This window comes from Streptomyces sp. RPA4-2 (assembly GCF_012273515.2).
Classification (GTDB): domain Bacteria; phylum Actinomycetota; class Actinomycetes; order Streptomycetales; family Streptomycetaceae; genus Streptomyces; species Streptomyces kaempferi.
Window position 1 is genome coordinate 6,282,849 of the sequence record NZ_CP050975.2, and the last position, 17,771, is coordinate 6,300,619.

A 17,771-nucleotide genomic window follows, 5' to 3' on the forward strand; every position below is an offset into this window, starting at 1 on the left:
CGTCCGGAACGGCCCGTTGAAATCCACCACGAAGACACGGAACAGCACATGACTCCCGCATCCTATTTGGACCTCCATCAGGAATTCTCCTCGGAAATAGAGGAGGAAATAGAGTCCATCCTTGAACGGCTCGGCCCGTCGGCGGAATCCGTCAGGAGCGTCGTCGCGGAACTCCTGTGCCACCAGAAGATGAAATACCCTCTTTCGGTGCTGCCGCTGGTCGTGCACGGCGTAGAGACGGGCAGCCCCGGACCCGCCGTCCCGCTGTCCGCCGTGCACGTGCTGTGGTGGACCTCGGCCTGCTATCTCGACGATCTGGCGGACGGGCACGGCGCGCACACGCCCGCCGGACTCACCCCGCACGAAGCACTTCTGGCGGCCGTGGTCACGGGACACGTGCTCTCGCTGAAGGCGATCGGCTCGCGACGGATCCCGGAGCCGGTCCGCGGCGCTTTGACGGACGAAGTCCTCGACTGCGGGATCACTGCCGCCCAGGGGCAGCTGGGCGACATGCGCGCAGACGTGGGCAACGTGTCCCGGAACTCGGTCGTCACGGCGTACCGGGAGAAATCCGGCGCCCCCTTCGGCATGATCACCGCGATGGCCGCGATACTCGCGGGCGCGGAGGCCGAGCGGATCGATCTGTGGCGGGAGTTCGGCTCCGTATTCGGAATTCTGTGGCAGATGTTCAATGACCAGGAGGACATCGCCTCCGGACGGAACGAAGATCTGCTGAACGGCACCGTGACCTATCTTTTCGCCTGCGCTCTGGAAGACGCGGCGCCCGATATCAGGCCCCGCATCCTGGACCTGCACGCCGGTGCGAGAACATCGGCCGCGTCACGATCGGCCCTGACCGGCCTGCTCCTCACCCCCGCCGTTCTCGACCGCTACGAGGACGACATCCACAAGTTCCGTGACGAGGCGCACCGCATCCTCGGCGACCTCGGCGGCGACGAGAGCCACCTGCCCGTTCTCCGGCAACTCGTGGACCAGACGTCCCGAATGCTGGTGCGCCCGGAGGACACCGCCGGATGAGCCCGACCCTCGAGTCGATCAGCGGGGAGTCGAACGTCGCGGTCGGCGCGGCATCGCACCGCGTCAGACCTTGATCACACGGACGCTGGGGCCGCACGGCATCAAGAGGTCCTCGGGGTCCGAGGTCAGGACGGCCACCGGATGCGGGAGACGGCGTTCGAGTTGGCGCTGGATGAGGCTTTCGACGTAGGCGGACATGCCGCTTTGTGCCTTGCCCCTGGCCTCAGCACTCGATGATGTTGACCGCCAGCCCGCCCCGCGCCGTCTCCTTGTACTTGACGCTCATGTCCGCGCCGGTCTCCTTCATGGTCTTGATGACCTTGTCGAGGGAGACCTTGTGGGAGCCGTCGCCGCGCATCGCCATCTTCGCGGCGGTGACCGCCTTGACCGCGGCCATGCCGTTGCGCTCGATGCAGGGGATCTGGACCAGACCGCCGACCGGGTCGCAGGTGAGGCCGAGGTTGTGTTCCATGCCGATCTCCGCGGCGTTCTCGACCTGCTCGGGGGAGCCGCCCAGTACCTCGGCGAGGGCGCCCGCCGCCATCGAGCAGGCGGAGCCGACCTCGCCCTGGCAGCCGACCTCGGCGCCCGAGATGGACGCGTTCTCCTTGAAGAGCATGCCGATCGCGCCCGCGGCCAGCAGGAAGCGGACCACGCCGTCCTCGTCCGCGCCGGGGACGAAGTTGATGTAGTAGTGCAGCACCGCGGGGATGATGCCCGCGGCCCCGTTGGTGGGGGCGGTGACGACCCGGCCACCGGCCGCGTTCTCCTCGTTGACCGCCATCGCGTAGAGGGTGATCCACTCCATCGCGTGCGCCAGGGGGTCGCCCTCGGCGCGCAGCTGGCGGGCCGAGACGGCGGCGCGGCGGCGCACCCGCAGGCCGCCGGGCAGGATGCCCTCACGGGACATGCCGCGCGACACGCAGGCCTGCATCACACCCCAGATGGCGAGAAGGCCCTCACGGATCTCGTCCTCGGTGCGCCAGGCGCGCTCGTTCTCCAGCATCAGCGCGGAGATCGACAGCCCGGTCTCCTTGGTCAGCCGCAGCAGCTCGTCGCCCGTGCGGAAGGGGTATTTCAGGACGGTGTCGTCCAGCTTGATGCGATCCTCGCCCACCGCGTCCTCGTCGACCACGAAGCCGCCGCCGACGGAGTAGTACGTCTTCTCCAGCACGAGTTCGCCGGAGGCGCCGTACGCGAAGATCGTCATGCCGTTCGCGTGGTACGGCAGCGCCTTGCGCCGGTGCAGGACCAGGTCGTCGTCGAAGGAGAAGGGGATCTCCCGCTCGCCGAGCAGGCTGATGCGGCCCGAGGCCTTGATCTCCTCGACGCGGTCGTCGGCCCCCTCCACGTCCACCGTCCGCGGCGAGGCGCCCTCCAGGCCGAGCAGCACCGCCTTCGGGGTGCCGTGCCCGTGGCCGGTCGCGCCCAGTGAGCCGTACAGCTCGGCCCGGACGGAGGCCACGGCGGGCAGCAGGTCCTCGTTGCGCAGCCGGTGGGCGAACATCCGGGCCGCGCGCATCGGGCCCACCGTGTGGGAGCTGGACGGGCCTATGCCGATCGAGAACAGGTCGAAGACCGAGATGGCCACGGGAACTCCTAGCAAGCGGGGTGGTGCATGAGGTGGGCGCCGCGCACGGCTGTGCTTCCAGTGTGCGCGGCGCCCCGAGGAATCGTACGTTCCGCGCGAACTACTTCAGGCCGGGGTACAGCGGGTGCTTGTCGGCCAGAGCGGACACCCGGGCCTTGAGGGCGTCCGCGTCGTAGGACGGCTTCAGCGTCTCGGCGATGATGTCCGCGACCTCGGTGAAGTCCTCGGCCTGGAAGCCGCGGGTGGCGAGGGCGGGCGTGCCGATGCGCAGGCCCGAGGTCACCATCGGGGGTCGCGGGTCATTCGGGATCGCGTTCCGGTTGACCGTGATGCCGACCTCGTGGAGCCGGTCCTCGGCCTGCTGTCCGTCCAGCTCGGAGTTGCGCAGGTCGACCAGGACCAGGTGAACCTCCGTGCCCCCCGACAGGACCGAGACGCCGTGCTCGGTGACGTCGGCCATCACCAGGCGCTCGGCCAGGATCCGCGCGCCGTCGAGCGTGCGCTGCTGGCGCTCCTTGAAGTCGTCGGAGGCGGCGACCTTGAAGGAGACGGCCTTCGCGGCGATCACGTGCTCGAGAGGACCGCCCTGCTGGCCCGGGAAGACCGCGGAGTTGATCTTCTTGGCCAGTTCGGCGGTGGAAAGGATCACGCCACCGCGCGGGCCGCCCAGCGTCTTGTGGGTGGTGGTGGTGACGACGTGGGCGTGCGGCACCGGGTTCGGGTGCAGCCCCGCCGCCACCAGGCCGGCGAAGTGCGCCATGTCGACCATCAGGTACGCGCCGACCTCGTCCGCGATCCGGCGGAAGGCGGCGAAGTCGAGCTGGCGCGGGTACGCGGACCAGCCGGCCACGATCAGCTTCGGCCTGGACTCCTTGGCGAGGCGCTCGACCTCGGCCATGTCGACCCGGCCCGACTCCTCGTCCACGTGGTACGCGACCACGTCGTAGAGCTTGCCGGAGAAGTTGATCTTCATGCCGTGGGTCAGGTGCCCGCCGTGCGCGAGGTTCAGGCCCATGATCGTGTCGCCGGGCTTGAGCAGCGCGAACATCGCGGCCGCGTTGGCCTGGGCGCCCGAGTGCGGCTGTACGTTCGCGTGCTCGGCGCCGAACAGCGCCTTGACGCGGTCGATGGCGATCTGCTCGACGACGTCGACGTGTTCGCAGCCACCGTAGTAACGGCGGCCCGGGTAGCCCTCGGCGTACTTGTTGGTCAGGACCGAGCCCTGGGCCTCCATGACCGCGACCGGAGCGAAGTTCTCCGAGGCGATCATCTCCAGGGTGGACTGCTGGCGGTGCAGCTCGGCGTCGACGGCGGCCGCGACGTCCGGGTCCAGTTCGTGCAGGGGCGTGTTCAGAAGCGACATGCGGTGACTCCTCAGCCGGCGGTGAAGGCGGTGTACTCGTCGGCGGACATCAGGTCGTCCGGCTCGTCCGTGACCCGTACCTTGAACAGCCAGCCGCCCTCGAAGGGCCCGGAGTTCACGAGCGACGGGTCGTCCACCACGTCCTGGTTGGCCTCCACGATCTCGCCGGTGACCGGCGCGTACAGGTCGCTGACCGACTTGGTCGACTCCAGCTCCCCGCAGGACTCGCCCGCGGTCACCGTGTCACCGACCTCCGGAAGCTGGGCGTAGACGACATCGCCGAGCGCGTTGGCCGCGAACTCGGTGATGCCGACCGTCGAGACGCCGTCCTCGGCGACCGACAGCCACTCGTGCTCCTTGCTGTAGCGCAGCTGCTGGGGGTTGCTCATGGCCTGAATTCTCCTGTACGCGGGGGAGTGCTGGTGAACGGGTACGGACGGGGTGTCCGGATGCCGGGGTGTCGTGAGACAGGGGACAGGGCGCGACGAGGTACGTCACGTCGACGCGCCCGGCCCCGGGTGGACCTACTTCTGGCGCTTGTAGAACGGCAGCGCCACGACCTCGTACGGTTCGTGACTGCCCCGGATGTCCACGCCGACGCCGGCGGTGCCCGGCGCGGCGTGCGCGGCGTCGACGTAGGCCATGGCGATCGGCCGGCCCAGCGTCGGGGAGGGAGCGCCGGAGGTGACCTCACCGACGACCGCGCCGCCCGCGACGACGGCGAACCCGGCGCGCGGGACGCGGCGGCCCTCGGCGACGAGCCCGACGAGCACCCGCGGGGGGTTCGCGGCGGCGCGTCCGGCGGCTGCCTCCAGGGCCTCGCGCCCCACGAAGTCACCCTCCTTCTCGAACTTCACGACCCGCCCGAGCCCCGCGTCGAACGGGGTGAGCGAGGTGGTCAGCTCGTGCCCGTACAGCGGCATGCCCGCCTCCAGGCGCAGCGTGTCGCGGCAGGACAGACCGCACGGGACCAGCCCGGCCGGGGCGCCCGCCTCGGTCAGCGCCTGCCACAGCTTCTCGGCGTCGGACGGGGCCACGAAGAGCTCGAAGCCGTCCTCGCCCGTGTAGCCGGTGCGCGCGATCAGCGCCGGGACGCCCGCGACCGTGCCCGGCAGACCCGCGTAGTACTTCAGGCCGTCGAGGTCGGCGTCGGTGAGCGACTTGAGGATCCCGGGGGACTCGGGGCCCTGGATGGCGAGCAGCGCGTACGCGTCCCGGTCGTCACGGACCTCGGCGTCGAAGCCGGCGGCGCGCCCGGTCAGCGCGTCGAGGACGATCTGGGCGTTGGAGGCGTTGGCGACGACCATGTACTCGGTCTCGGCCAGCCGGTACACGATCAGGTCGTCGAGGATGCCGCCGTCGGCCCGGCAGATCATGGTGTAGCGGGCGCGGCCCACGCCGACGGAGGCGATGTTGCCGACCAGCGCGTGGTTCAGCAGCGCGGCGGCCTGCGGGCCGGTGACCGTGATCTCGCCCATGTGGGAGAGGTCGAAGAGACCGGCCCGGGTGCGGACGGCGACGTGCTCGTCGCGCTCGGAGCCGTACCGCAGGGGCATGTCCCAGCCCGCGAAGTCGGTCATCATCGCGCCCAGCGAGCGATGCACGGCATCGAGCGCGGTACGGCGGGGTGCGTTACTGCTCATCGGTGGGGCTCCCAAGGCATGACGGCGAGGTCGTTCCTCCCCATCTGTCATCGGAACCTGAGAGGTTCATCACGACCCCGCGAACGGAGGTCACGACTTGCACCTTGGGTGGAGCCACCGGTCAGCGGCCCGCTTTTCAGATGTGCCTCGCCCGCGCGGTAACGGGGCCTGAGAGATTCAAGGGAGGGACTTGCTCCTTCGGCGTCCCAGCCGGACGTACGTCACACGGATGTGTGCACGTCACTGGGAACTCTCCCGCGCGGATTCAAGCGGCCGGTATGCAGTTGGCGGGCACATCATTGCACGCGCCGTCCGATGACGGCAGTCCGCATCTGTAACCGGGCTGTGGCAGTCCGAACATGGAAACAGCAAGCATCGCGCATTACCTTCTCTTTACACTCGACGGGGATGGGACTCCAGACCCAAGGGGAGGACGATCACGGTGAACAGGACCAGGGCGTACGCCACGACCTCGGCCCTCGCGCTGCCGCCGCAGCCGGGTACCACGGCCCGGGAGGTGTGCGGCGCGCTCCCCGCGGCCGTCGTGCGCGATCTCCGGGAGCGCGCCGGACACAGCCCGCACGGCCTGTACTTCGGCACGGCGGACCTCGTGGTGGTCACCGGGCTGCCCGGCAGCGGCAAGTCGACCCTGATGCGCCGCGCGGTCGCGGGCCGGCGCGTGGACTCCCAGGACACCCGCGACCGCTGGGACGGCCGGCTGGCCCGCCGGCTCCCGTACGCGCTCTACCGCCCCCTCGTCCGCCTGGCGCACTACGCGGGCCTGCGCCGCACGCTGCGTTCCGGCACCGGCGTCGTCGTGCACGACTGCGGTACCCAGGCCTGGGTGCGCCGCTGGCTCGCCCGCGAGGCCCGCCGCCGGGGCGGCACACTCCACCTCCTGCTCCTCGACGTCACACCGGGCACGGCGCTGGAAGGCCAGCGCGAACGCGGCCGGGGCGTCTCGCGGTACGCGTTCGCGCGTCACCGGGGCGCGCTCAGCCGGCTGGTGCGCTCCGTCGAGCGGGGCGAACTGCCGGAGGGATGCGGCTCGGCGGTACTCCTCGACCGCGAAGCGGCGGACGTCCTGCGCCGGATCGGCTTCGACGGTTGACGGGCGCGGGGTGCCGGCCGCGCGCGAGCCCGTCGTACGGAACACGTCGTACGGAACACGTCGTACGGAAGCACGTCGTACGAAAGCACGTCGTACGGCAGTGCGGAGCCGGTCGGACAGAGGGCCGGACGGAAGCCGGCACGGGAGAACGGGACATCGACGTACGAGAGGGTCGTAGGCGCCCACTAACCTTTCCAGCCGGAACACCACAGCAGAACAGCACACCAGGACACCGGAACACCGGATCAGCGGTTCACAGCAGGCGGTAGACAGATGGACTTCCCCGACTTCCCGGCACCAGCGCACCCGCACCCCCACCCGCACGGCGGGTGGCCGGGCAACGAACTGGAGGAGGTGCTCTCCGCGTCCCTCGGAGTGCCCTCGGCGGGCGGCCGCATCGTCGAGGTCCTCGGCCGCAGCTTCGTCTGGGTGCCGCTGCCCAACGGCGGCGGTCCGCACGCGGGCCCCCTCGACCTGCCCACGCTGGAGATCGAGGGACAGGCGTACGTGCCGGTCTTCAGCTCCGAGGAGCAGTTCCGCCAGGTCGTCGGCGGCCATCTGTCGTTCACGATCGCGCCCGCCGTCGAGTTCGCCCGCGGGCTGCCCCCGCAGGTCGGCGTCGCGATCAACCCGGGAGGTGTGGTGGGCGTACCGCTGCCGCCCCTCGCGGTCGCCGAACTGTGCCGTGCCGGGCGCACCCCGCTGGACGGTCCCGCGAGCGGCGGCCGGGTGAAACTCTCCGAACCGGACTGGCAGGACGACCCGGTGGACTTCCTGGCCGCGGCCTCGGCCGAGTTCGCGGCGACCGGTGTGGTGCTGACCGCGCGTCGCTGCCTGGCCAGCATCGAGGGCGACCACCCCTTGATGTTCATCGGGGTCGAACTGGCCGGATGGGAGGGCGACGCCCGGACGCTCCCGCTGGACGCGCTCGGCCGCGCCCTCGGCCGGGTGCCGGTGGACCGGCCGGTGAACATGGTGTTCCTCGACGTCGCGCAGGACCCGGTGGGGGAGTGGATGCGCGCGAACGTGCGCCCGTTCTACCAGCAGGGCTACTGACGCGGCGGGGAGCTCCCGGGCCGTGCGTCAAGTCGCTGTCAGGATCGCCGCTTAAGCTGGTTTCATGGCTCGGTCGGGGTGTGGTCGAGGTGTCGAGGTACCTCGGCCGCCGGTGTCGCTGGCGTAATGGGTGAGTTCATCGTGATTTCTTCGCGAAGGGGCGATTGAGGGTGAGTGCGTCGGGCACGGCCGCGGCCGGGCAGGTCGAGCACATGCTGCGCCAGGTGACGCCCGGGCGTTACGACGCCTACGAGGCGCTCCTTCGCGCGCTCGCGACCCCGTCGTCCGGCCAGGTGTGGATGCTGCTCTGGCACGGCCAGGGCGGTTCCCCGGACGCCCAGTACGGGAACATGGAGGTGGGCGGCTTCGGTTACGCGCCGTGCGTCACCTCCGCCCAGGAGCTCTCGGCCAGTGGCTGGAACCGGTCGTACGAGGTCGTCGACGGCGTCGACGTGGCCCGCACCCTCTACCCCGACCACTTCGGGCTGTGGCTCAATCCGCACGCCCCGGGCGGCGGGCTCGGCATCCCGTGGCTGGATCTGCGCCGGATCGCCGCGGGCCTGGAGCGCCAGCCCGCAGGTCCGCTGCGGCTGTCCGAACCCGGCATCGAGATCCCGCAGTTCTACGCCCTGCTCACGCAGAACGCGCATCGCACCCCGGCCGTCCGCTCGTTGCGGCGGACCTGGGTGCAGCCCGCGCTCGGTGCGCCGTATCTGGCCATCGGCCTCGAGGTCTACGACACCTCGCCGCCCGCCGTCGACTCGGTGCGGGCGATGATGCAGCAGTCGATCGGCGCGGTTCCGGACGGGCTGCCCGTGTCGACCGTCGCGATGTCCGACGAGTACGACCCGGTGGCGATGTGGCTGCGCGCCAACGCGCGCCCGTTCTACGACCGCGAGGCCCACGCGGCCCCGGCGCAGGCACCGATGGCGGGCGGGTACGGCTACCCGCCGGCGCGCGGACTGTACTGATCCGCGCCGCACGGTGCCGGCTGCGGGCCGGCGCCGGCCGTTCCGTCACCACGGCGCGGTTCGTCTTCTCCTTCCGCTTGGCGGTGCGGTCGGCCCATTTCGTGGTGCGGTCGGCGCACGGGAGCTTGGGCCGCGCATATCCGTAGTGCTTTCCTGCCGCCGGCAACGGAAAAGAGACGCTGTTCCTTCTTGGCCCGCCGGGTGAGCGTGTCCGTGCAACCGCCGTCGGCCTCGATCTTCTCGGTCCTGGCCAACTTCCCTTCGAGGCTCGCGCCGAGCGCCCCGCGGTACGGCGGGCGCGGGCCTGTTCGTACCGGAATCCGCTTTCATCAGGGGTGGCCCCACCTCGTGATCGCGTGGAATGTCCGGCCTGCGGGGGTGGGTGACGTCCGCCGGAAGTCCTGGACCGGGCGCGCCTCCCGGCCGCTGTGATCCATGTCACTCGCCGTCGAAGTGGAGTGCGCCAACGGGGAGTTGGGGTGTCCGCTCATCGGGGTCGCCGGGGAGGTAGGGGCTGGTCCCTGGGGGAATGCGGGGTTCCATCGGTGCGCCGGGGAGGCTGCCGATGGCCAGGTTTGAGCCGGCGGCGAGTGGTCACGGCTTGTCGCGGCCTCACGCATACTGGTTGCCCCTTCACCTTCCTCACCGCGCTGACCTGCGCGCGAGAAGGCGAAAGGGCCGGTTGTCCGCTTTGGGGGTGACAAGCGGTGAAAGGGTCCCTCGTGGACCCTTCCATACCAACTGACCACTGTCCGACCCCCGTTACCCACTGTTCGGATAACGGAATCCCCCTAAGAGCATCACGGTTGCGCATACTTTCCCCGTCAGCTCTGGCACGTGATCGTGGAGTCGCTGAAGACTCCCGTGTCAGACATGGGGTCATCGATCCTGTGAGCGAGACAAGTCGTAGTTCAAGAGCGCAGCGGCGCCGCATCATCTGCGGCAACTGCGCACGTCGTAGGCGAGGCAAGCCGTAGACCGCGGCATGCAGAGGCCGGTGACCACCGGCGAGAAGGGTCAGGGCACTGTGACCGCACCGATCGAGACCACCGGGGCGGCTGCCGAGGCGCAGCCGGAGGCAGTCCTCGCCGGGGCCAAACAGAGCCAGATCCAGGGTCGTTCCCTCGGGCGGATCGCCTGGAACCGTTTCAAGCGGGACAAGGTCGCGGTGGCCGGCGGAATCGTCGTCATCCTCCTGATCCTGATGGCGGTCCTGGCGAAGCCCATCGAATCGATCTTCGGTCTGGACCCCAACGAGTTCCACCAGGACCTCATCGACCCGGCCCTGCTGTCGCCCAGGGGCAGCTGGGGCGGCATCAGCCTGCACCACCCGCTGGGTGTCGACCCGCAGTTCGGGCGCGACGTGCTGACCCGCATCATCGAGGGCTCCTGGGTCTCCCTGCTGGTCGCAGGCGGTGCCACGATGCTGTCCGTCGTGATCGGCGTCGTGTTCGGCGTCGTGGCCGGCTTCTACGGCGGCTGGGTCGACACCATCATCAGCCGGGCGATGGACACCTTCCTCGCCTTCCCGCTGCTGCTCTTCGCGATCTCGATCTCGGCCTCGCTGCAGGACGGGGCGTTCGGACTGACCGGACTTCCGCTGCGGATCGCCGTACTCATCTTCGTGATCGGATTCTTCAACTGGCCGTACATGGCACGCATCGTGCGTGCGCAGACGCTGAGTCTGCGTGAGCGCGAGTTCGTCGAGGCCGCACGCAGCCTCGGTGCCCGCGGGCCGTTCATCCTCTTCCGAGAGCTGCTGCCCAACCTCGTCGCGCCGATCCTGGTCTACGCGACGCTGCTGATCCCGACGAACATCCTGTTCGAGGCGGGCCTCAGCTTCCTCGGCGTGGGCATCGCGCCGCCTCAGGCTTCCTGGGGCGGCATGCTCACCAGCGCGGCCGGCCTCTACGAGACCGATCCGATGTACATGATCGTGCCGGGCCTGGCCATCTTCATCACGGTCCTGGCATTCAACCTGCTGGGCGACGGGCTGCGTGACGCACTCGATCCCCGCAGCAAGTAACGCGCGGCAACACCCAGTTCGTCCGCCGCAACCATCAATTGAGGGGGCTTTCCTCAGGTGAAGACCAAGAAAGTGACAGCTGCAGTCGCCACTGCAGTGGCGCTGACGCTGGGGGCGTCTGCGTGCAGCAGCTCCGACAGCGGAGACGGTGGCGGCAGCAAGGGGGGCTCCTCCGCGAAGGCTGACGCCGCGCTCACGTCCGTCGTCAACGCGAGCACCAAGAAGGGCGGCACGGAGAACTTCGAGATCTCCGACGTCCCGGACTCGCTCGACCCGGGCAACACGTACTACGGCTGGGTGCAGAACTTCTCCCGCCTCTACGCGCGTTCTCTCACCACCTTCAAGCCCGCGGCGGGCAAGGCCGGCCTCGAGGTCGTCCCGGACCTCGCCGAGGGTCTCGGTGTGCCCAGCGACGGCGCCAAGACCTGGACGTACAAGCTCCGCAAGGGTCTGAAGTACGACGACGGCACCCCGATCACCTCGAAGGACGTCAAGTACGCCGTCGAGCGCTCCAACTTCGCTCCCGAGGCGCTGTCCAACGGTCCGACGTACTTCAAGGCGCACCTCCTCGGTGGCGACAAGTACAAGGGTCCCTACAAGGACAAGTCGAAGGACGGCATCGCGTCCATCGAGACGCCGGACGACACGACGATCGTCTTCAAGCTGAAGGACGCCTTCGCGGACTTCGACTACCTGGCGACGTTCAACCAGACGGCGCCGGTGCCGCAGGCGAAGGACACGGGCGCCTCGTACGTCCAGCACATCGTCTCCTCGGGCCCGTACAAGTTCCAGTCGTACGAGGAGGGCAAGAGCGCCACCCTCGTCCGCAACACGAACTGGGACCCGGCGACGGACCCGATCCGCAAGGCCCTGCCGGACAAGGTCAACATCCGGTTCAAGGTCAACCAGACGACCATCGACAACAACCTGATGTCGGACAACATCACGGTTGACGGCGCTGGTACCGGTGTGGCTCCGGAGACCCAGCCCAAGGTTCTGACGAACGCCAAGTACAAGGCGCAGCTCGACAGCTCCTACGCCGGTGCGACCGGGTACGCGGGTCTGAACCTGCACGTGAAGCCCTTCGACAACATCGACTGCCGCAAGGCCGTCCAGTGGGGTCTCGACAAGGCCTCGGTCCAGGCCGCGGCCGGCGGTGACCCGAAGGGTGACGTCGCCACGACGCTGCTTCCGCCGACCGTCAACGGTTACACCAAGTTCGACCTGTACCCGTCCGCGGGCAACAAGGGCGACGTGGCGAAGGCCAAGGACTCGCTGAAGGCGTGTGGCAAGCCGAACGGCTTCACCACCAACCTGTCGGCCCGTTCGGACCGTCCGGCTGAGATGGCCATGGCGACCGCCATCCAGGCGTCGCTGAAGAAGATCGGCATCACGGTCAACATCAAGTCCTACCCGAGCGGCAAGTACTTCTCGAACTTCGCGGGTGTCCCGAGCTACGTGCACGAGCACGACCTCGGCATCATCATGACCGCGTGGGGCGCGGACTGGCCGACCGGCTTCGGCTTCCTGGACCAGATCATCAACGGCTCGGCCATCAAGCCGTCCGGTGGTAACAACGTCTCGGAGCTGAACGACCCGGCGATCAACAAGGCGCTGAACGAGGGCATTGCCAACACCGACGCCACGGCCCGTACGAAGGCGTGGGGCGAGGTCGACAAGCTGGTCATGGAGAACGCCTCCGTGGTCCCGCTGGTCTACCGCAAGAACCTGCTGATGCGGCCCACCTCCGCGACGAACGTCACGGTCACCCAGGCCTACCTCGGCATGTACGACTACCTGCTGATGGGTTCCGCGAAGTAATTGCGGGCCCGTTGGGCTAAGAGACTGAAAGGCAGGTGAAGGCGCCGGTGTCCGCCGGCCGGGTGACCCCCGGCCGGCGGGCATCGATGCCGGACAGCTGTGGCTGCGTACATCATCCGACGCGTGTTTGGCGCTGTGGTGCTGCTGCTGATCGTCAGCGCCGTCACCTTCGCGATTTTCTTCCTCGTCCCCCGGCTCGCCGGGCAGTCGATGGACCAACTGGCCGCCCAGTACGTGGGCAAGGACGCCAACAAGGCGTCCATCGCCGCGGTGAAGCAGAACCTCGGGTTCGACAAGCCGCTCTACGAGCAGTACTGGCACTTCATCAAGCAGATCTTCGTGGGAGCGGACTACAAGTTCGGTCCCGACGCCTCGCACTGCTCCGCGCCGTGCTTCGGCTACTCGTTCAAGTCCCACATCGAGGTCTGGCCGCAGATCACCGACCGCATTCCGGTGACCTTCTCGCTGGCCATCGGCGCGGCGGTCATCTGGGTGACCACCGGTGTCGCGACCGGCGTCGTGTCGGCCCTCAAGCGGGGTTCGTTCCTCGACCGCTTCTTCATGGGTATCGCCCTCGCCGGCGTCTCCCTCCCGATCTTCTTCACCGGCATGCTGGCGCTGGGCCTCTTCACCGTCCAGTGGCCGATCTGGGACACGGGCGTCAACTACGTCAACTTCACCGACAACCCCGGTGAATGGGCGTGGAACCTGCTCATCCCGTGGTGCAGCCTCGCGTTCCTCTACTCGGCGCTCTATGCCCGGCTCACCCGAGCCGGAATGCTGGAGACCATGAACGAGGACTACATCCGCACCGCCCGGGCGAAGGGCCTGCGGGAGTCCAAGGTGATCGCCAAGCACGGTCTTCGGGCCGCGCTGACCCCCATCGTCACGATCTTCGGTATGGACTTCGGCCTGCTCGTCGGCGGCGCCGTCATCACCGAGAACGTCTTCTCCTTCCAGGGCCTCGGCTTCTACGCCGTCAAGGGCGTGTCGGACAACGACCTGCCGATCGTCATGGGCGTCACCCTGGTCGCCGCCTTCTTCATCGTCGTCTGCAATCTGCTGGTGGACCTGGTGTACGCCGCCATTGATCCCCGGGTGAGGCTCGCATGACTGAACTCAGCAAGACCGGAGCGGCAGTCGGTGAGCCCGTGGAGAGCGCGCCGACGGATGCCGAGGGGGCCTTCCTCTCGGTCCGCGACCTGCGTATCCACTTCGACACGGACGACGGCCTGGTCAAGTCCGTGGACGGCGTCAGCTTCGACGTGAGGCCCGGCCAGACCCTCGGCATCGTGGGCGAGTCCGGCTCCGGCAAGTCGGTCACCTCGCTCGGCATCATGGGGCTGCACCGCACCGCCAAGGCGAAGATCTCCGGCGAGGTGTGGCTGGACGGCGAGGAGCTCATCGGCGCCGACCCCGACCACGTGCGCCGGCTGCGCGGCCAGAAGATGGCGATGATCTTCCAGGATCCGCTGTCCGCCATGCACCCGTACTACACGGTCGGCGCGCAGATCATCGAGGCCTACCGCACCCACAACAAGGTCAGCAGGAAGGTGGCGCGGGCCCGTGCCATCGAGATGCTCGACCGGGTCGGCATCCCGGAGCCGGGCAAGCGGGTCGACAGCTACTCGCACGAGTTCTCCGGCGGTATGCGCCAGCGCGCGATGATCGCGATGGCGCTGGTCAACAACCCCGAACTGCTCATCGCGGACGAGCCGACCACGGCCCTGGACGTGACCGTCCAGGCCCAGATCCTCGACCTGATCCGGGATCTGCAGAAGGAGTTCGGCTCCGCGGTCATCATGATCACCCACGACCTGGGCGTCGTCGCCGAGATGGCGGACGACATCCTGGTCATGTACGGCGGCCGCTGCATCGAGCGCGGTTCGGCCGAGAAGGTGTTCTACGAGCCCCGGCACCCCTACACCTGGGGTCTGCTCGGCTCGATGCCGCGGCTGGACCGTGCCCAGACCGAGCGCCTCATCCCGGTCAAGGGCTCCCCGCCCTCGCTGATCAACATCCCGTCCGGCTGTGCCTTCAACCCGCGCTGCCCGTACGCGGACGTGCCCAAGGACAACCTCACCCGCACGGTCCGCCCCGAGCTGGCCGAGGTGGGCAGCGATCACTGGGCCGCCTGCCACATGTCGCAGGAGCAGCGCGAGAAGATCTGGATCGAAGAGATTGCGCCCAAGCTGTGAGTGAGAACGCAGAGGACAAAGCAGTGACCATCCCTGCACAGAGCGACGGCGCGGAAACGGCGAAGACCCCGGCGGCGACCCTCACCAAGGGCGCGGCCAAGGGCGAGACGCTGCTCAAGGTGACCGGGCTGCAGAAGCACTTCCCCATCCGCAAGGGCCTGCTGTCGCGGCAGGTCGGCGCGGTGCGGGCCGTCGACGGCATCGACTTCGAGGTGCGCGCGGGGGAGACCCTGGGCGTCGTGGGCGAGTCCGGCTGCGGCAAGTCGACGATGGGCCGGCTGATCACCCGGCTGCTCGAACCGACCGGTGGCAAGGTCGAGTTCCAGGGCAGGGACATCACGCACCTCAGCACCGGGGGCATGCGCCCGATGCGCCGCGACGTGCAGATGATCTTCCAGGACCCGTACTCGTCGCTGAACCCGCGTCACACGATCGGCACGATCGTCAGTGCTCCCTTCAGGCTCCAGGGCGTCGAGCCCGAGGGCGGCGTCAAGAAGGAAGTGCAGCGGATGCTCGAGGTCGTCGGCCTCAACCCCGAGCACTACAACCGCTACCCGCACGAGTTCTCCGGCGGTCAGCGTCAGCGCATCGGCATCGCCCGCGCGCTCGCTCTGAACCCGAAGCTGGTCGTCGCGGACGAGCCGGTGTCGGCGCTGGACGTGTCCATCCAGGCGCAGGTCGTCAACCTTCTCGACGACCTGCAACAGGAGCTCGGCCTCACGTACGTGATCATCGCGCACGACCTGTCGGTCGTCCGGCACGTCTCGGACCGGATCGCGGTGATGTACCTCGGCAAGATCGTCGAGCTCGCCGACCGCGACTCGCTCTACACGGCGCCGATGCACCCGTACACCAAGGCCCTGATGTCCGCGGTGCCGATCCCGGACCCGAAGCGCCGGAACGTGAAGAGCGAGCGGATCCTGCTCACGGGCGACGTGCCCTCGCCGATCGCGCCGCCCAGCGGCTGCCGCTTCCACACGCGGTGCTGGAAGGCCACGGAGATCTGCAAGACGACCGAGCCGCCGCTCCTCGAGCTGAAGCCCGGCCAGCAGGTCGCCTGCCACCACCCGGAGAACGCGGAGGACCAGGCGCCGCAGGACGTGGTGCTGCTGTCGGCCGCCAAGGTCGCGATCGAGCTGGTCCCGGACGCGGTGCTGGCCGAGGAGGCCGCCGCGAAGAAGTCCGAGGCGCCGGCGGAGAAGGCCCCCGAGGCCGCGGCCGAGGCTGCGGAGACCGCTGAGGTTGTCGAGACCGCTGAGGTCGCGGAAGCCACTGAGGCCGCTGAGGCCCCCGAGGCCCCCGAGGCCCCCGAGGCCGCCGAAGCTCCGGAGGCTGTCGATGCTCCCGGGACTTCCGCGTCGGTCGAGGCTCCTGAGGTCACCGAGGCGGAAGCCCCCGCCGAACCGGAAGCCGGTCGTCAGGAGTCAACCGACAAGTAGGCCGTGACGATTGGGCAAAGTCATGAACATGCCCGAACGGGAGAGTGCAGAGTCTCGCGTGTCCATCTGATCAGGAACGATCGGAACACGTACGAAAGGGACGCTCATGGCACTCTCCCGTTCGGCACGTTTAGGGGCCCTCGCGACCGCGGCGGCCTCCTTTCTCGTCATCGCCGCCTCCTCCGCCCCGAAACCGGGCGCCGACGGCATCGGCGATCCCTACTTCCCCCAGCTCGGCAACGGTGGCTTCGACGCCCGCCACTACGACCTCGACGTGGCGTACAACCCGGACACCGACCGCCTCGACGGGCGTACGACGCTCACGGCCCGCGCCACCCAGAACCTCTCGTCGTTCGACCTGGACCTGCAGAAGCTCGAGGTCACGAAGGTCGAGGTGAACGGCAGACGGGCGGGCTTCACGCGTACGGGCGACGAGATCCGCATCACCCCGCGCGGCACGCTGTCGAAGGGCAGGACCTTCACGGTGACCGTCACCTACGGGGGTGTCCCCGAAGCCCTCAACGGCCCCATAGTCTTCGGTTCCGACTACGGATGGATGAAGACCGCGGACGGGGTCTTCGTCGCCTGTGAGCCGAACGCCGCCTCCACCTGGTTCCCCTCCAGCGACCACCCGTCCGACAAGGCCACGTACGACATCCGTATCAAGGCTCCGAAGGGCCTCACCGGTGTCTCCAACGGCCGCCTGATCTCGACGCGCGACCGGGGGGCCAGCACCGTCACGCACTGGCGCGAGAACCGGCCCATGGCGACCTACCTCGCGACCGCGACCATCGGGAAGTTCGACGTGAAGTCGGGGCGGACCCCGGCCGGCACGCCGATCTACGTCGCCATCGACCCGGTGCTCGCCAACAGCAACAGCGTCGACGTGTACGCCGTGACGGCCGCGGCCACCGACTACTGGTCGCAGATCTTCGGTCCGTATCCCTTCGAGGAGACCGGCGCGATCGTCGACGACATGCCGGAGGCCGGGTTCTCGCTGGAGGTGCAGTCCAAGCCCGCGTACTCCGCCGTGCGCTCCGAGTCGACCATCGTGCACGAGCTGGCGCACCAGTGGTTCGGCGACTCGGTCTCGGTCGAGCACTGGAAGGACATCTGGCTCAACGAGGGCTTCGCGACCTACGCCCAGTGGCTGTGGTCCGAGCACCAGGGCGTCCGCTCGGCGCACGACTCGTTCCTCGCCGGGTACGGCACACGGCCCGCGGACTCGTCCTTCTGGCAGACGGTGGTGGCCGATCCGCAGCGCGACACCATGTTCGCCTCGGCGGTCTACCAGCGCGGCGCGATGACGCTCCAGATGCTGCGCGAGCGCATCGGCGACACCGCGTTCTTCAAGCTGCTGCCCGCCTGGACCAAGCTGCACCGCTACGGCAACGCGAACACGGCCGACTTCATCCGGCTCGCGGAGAAGGTCTCGGGGCAGCAGCTCGACGATCTCTTCCAGACCTGGCTCTACAGCCCGGGAAAACCTTCCCTCTAGGCATCCGTTCGCCTTC

At 68.7% G+C, this 17,771-nt stretch carries 15 protein-coding genes and 1 riboswitch; of the genes, 10 read left to right on the forward strand and 5 right to left on the reverse strand.

Annotated elements, in window-relative coordinates:
* The first annotated feature begins 48 nt into the window (after positions 1 to 48).
* Positions 49 to 1,038, forward strand: coding sequence for a polyprenyl synthetase family protein (locus tag HEP85_RS27635; RefSeq protein WP_168530333.1), 990 nt, complete (start codon positions 49 to 51; stop codon positions 1,036 to 1,038).
* Between the two features lie 63 nt (positions 1,039 to 1,101).
* Here the strand turns inward: HEP85_RS27635 and HEP85_RS27640 are convergent, their stop codons facing one another.
* The 5 genes from HEP85_RS27640 to gcvT form a co-directional block, all read right to left on the reverse strand.
* Positions 1,102 to 1,236 carry a hypothetical protein gene (locus HEP85_RS27640; protein ID WP_282189858.1) on the reverse strand — a complete coding sequence of 45 codons (135 nt, stop codon included), beginning with the start codon at positions 1,234 to 1,236 and terminating at the stop codon, positions 1,102 to 1,104.
* 25 nt (positions 1,237 to 1,261) lie between these two features.
* Entirely contained in the window at positions 1,262 to 2,629 is a 1,368-nt protein-coding gene (locus HEP85_RS27645) for an L-serine ammonia-lyase (protein WP_168530334.1), read from the reverse strand.
* A gap of 100 nt (positions 2,630 to 2,729) precedes the next feature.
* Complete coding sequence (gene glyA, locus HEP85_RS27650; protein WP_168530335.1) at positions 2,730 to 3,992, reverse strand: serine hydroxymethyltransferase; 1,263 nt, start codon at positions 3,990 to 3,992, stop codon at positions 2,730 to 2,732.
* An 11-nt stretch (positions 3,993 to 4,003) separates the two neighbouring features.
* Positions 4,004 to 4,381: a glycine cleavage system protein GcvH gene (gene gcvH, locus HEP85_RS27655; protein WP_168530336.1), complete on the reverse strand. Its 378-nt coding sequence runs from the start codon at positions 4,379 to 4,381 to the stop codon at positions 4,004 to 4,006.
* A gap of 135 nt (positions 4,382 to 4,516) precedes the next feature.
* The gene (gene gcvT / locus HEP85_RS27660) at positions 4,517 to 5,635 is read right to left on the reverse strand and encodes a glycine cleavage system aminomethyltransferase GcvT (RefSeq protein ID WP_168530337.1); all 1,119 of its coding nucleotides are present in this window, start codon (positions 5,633 to 5,635) and stop codon (positions 4,517 to 4,519) included.
* 146 nt (positions 5,636 to 5,781) lie between these two features.
* A riboswitch (glycine riboswitch) is annotated at positions 5,782 to 5,903 on the reverse strand.
* Positions 5,904 to 6,071: 168 nt separating this feature from the next.
* Here gcvT and HEP85_RS27665 point away from each other — a divergent pair.
* The 9 genes from HEP85_RS27665 (at position 6,072) to HEP85_RS27705 (ending at position 17,755) form a co-directional block, all read left to right on the forward strand.
* Entirely contained in the window at positions 6,072 to 6,746 is a 675-nt protein-coding gene (locus HEP85_RS27665) for an AAA family ATPase (RefSeq protein ID WP_329295081.1), read from the forward strand.
* A gap of 273 nt (positions 6,747 to 7,019) precedes the next feature.
* Positions 7,020 to 7,802, forward strand: a complete 783-nt coding sequence (locus tag HEP85_RS27670; protein ID WP_168530338.1) for an enhanced serine sensitivity protein SseB — start codon at positions 7,020 to 7,022, stop codon at positions 7,800 to 7,802.
* A gap of 170 nt (positions 7,803 to 7,972) precedes the next feature.
* Positions 7,973 to 8,773 (forward strand): enhanced serine sensitivity protein SseB C-terminal domain-containing protein, encoded by an 801-nt coding sequence (locus HEP85_RS27675; RefSeq protein WP_168530339.1) that lies wholly within the window; start codon positions 7,973 to 7,975, stop codon positions 8,771 to 8,773.
* A 1,027-nt stretch (positions 8,774 to 9,800) separates the two neighbouring features.
* Positions 9,801 to 10,799 carry an ABC transporter permease gene (locus tag HEP85_RS27680; RefSeq protein WP_168530340.1) on the forward strand — a complete coding sequence of 333 codons (999 nt, stop codon included), beginning with the start codon at positions 9,801 to 9,803 and terminating at the stop codon, positions 10,797 to 10,799.
* 57 nt (positions 10,800 to 10,856) lie between these two features.
* The gene (locus HEP85_RS27685) at positions 10,857 to 12,620 is read left to right on the forward strand and encodes an ABC transporter substrate-binding protein (protein ID WP_168530341.1); all 1,764 of its coding nucleotides are present in this window, start codon (positions 10,857 to 10,859) and stop codon (positions 12,618 to 12,620) included.
* Positions 12,621 to 12,719: 99 nt separating this feature from the next.
* Positions 12,720 to 13,733, forward strand: coding sequence for an ABC transporter permease (locus HEP85_RS27690; RefSeq protein WP_168530342.1), 1,014 nt, complete (start codon positions 12,720 to 12,722; stop codon positions 13,731 to 13,733).
* Positions 13,730 to 14,818: an ABC transporter ATP-binding protein gene (locus HEP85_RS27695; protein WP_168530343.1), complete on the forward strand. Its 1,089-nt coding sequence runs from the start codon at positions 13,730 to 13,732 to the stop codon at positions 14,816 to 14,818. Before HEP85_RS27690 ends, HEP85_RS27695 begins: the two co-directional genes overlap by 4 nt.
* A 23-nt stretch (positions 14,819 to 14,841) precedes the next feature.
* Positions 14,842 to 16,257, forward strand: coding sequence for an ABC transporter ATP-binding protein (locus HEP85_RS27700; protein ID WP_211118077.1), 1,416 nt, complete (start codon positions 14,842 to 14,844; stop codon positions 16,255 to 16,257).
* Positions 16,258 to 16,363: 106 nt separating this feature from the next.
* The gene (locus tag HEP85_RS27705; protein ID WP_168530344.1) at positions 16,364 to 17,755 is read left to right on the forward strand and encodes a M1 family metallopeptidase; all 1,392 of its coding nucleotides are present in this window, start codon (positions 16,364 to 16,366) and stop codon (positions 17,753 to 17,755) included.
* The last annotated feature ends 16 nt before the right edge of the window (positions 17,756 to 17,771 follow it).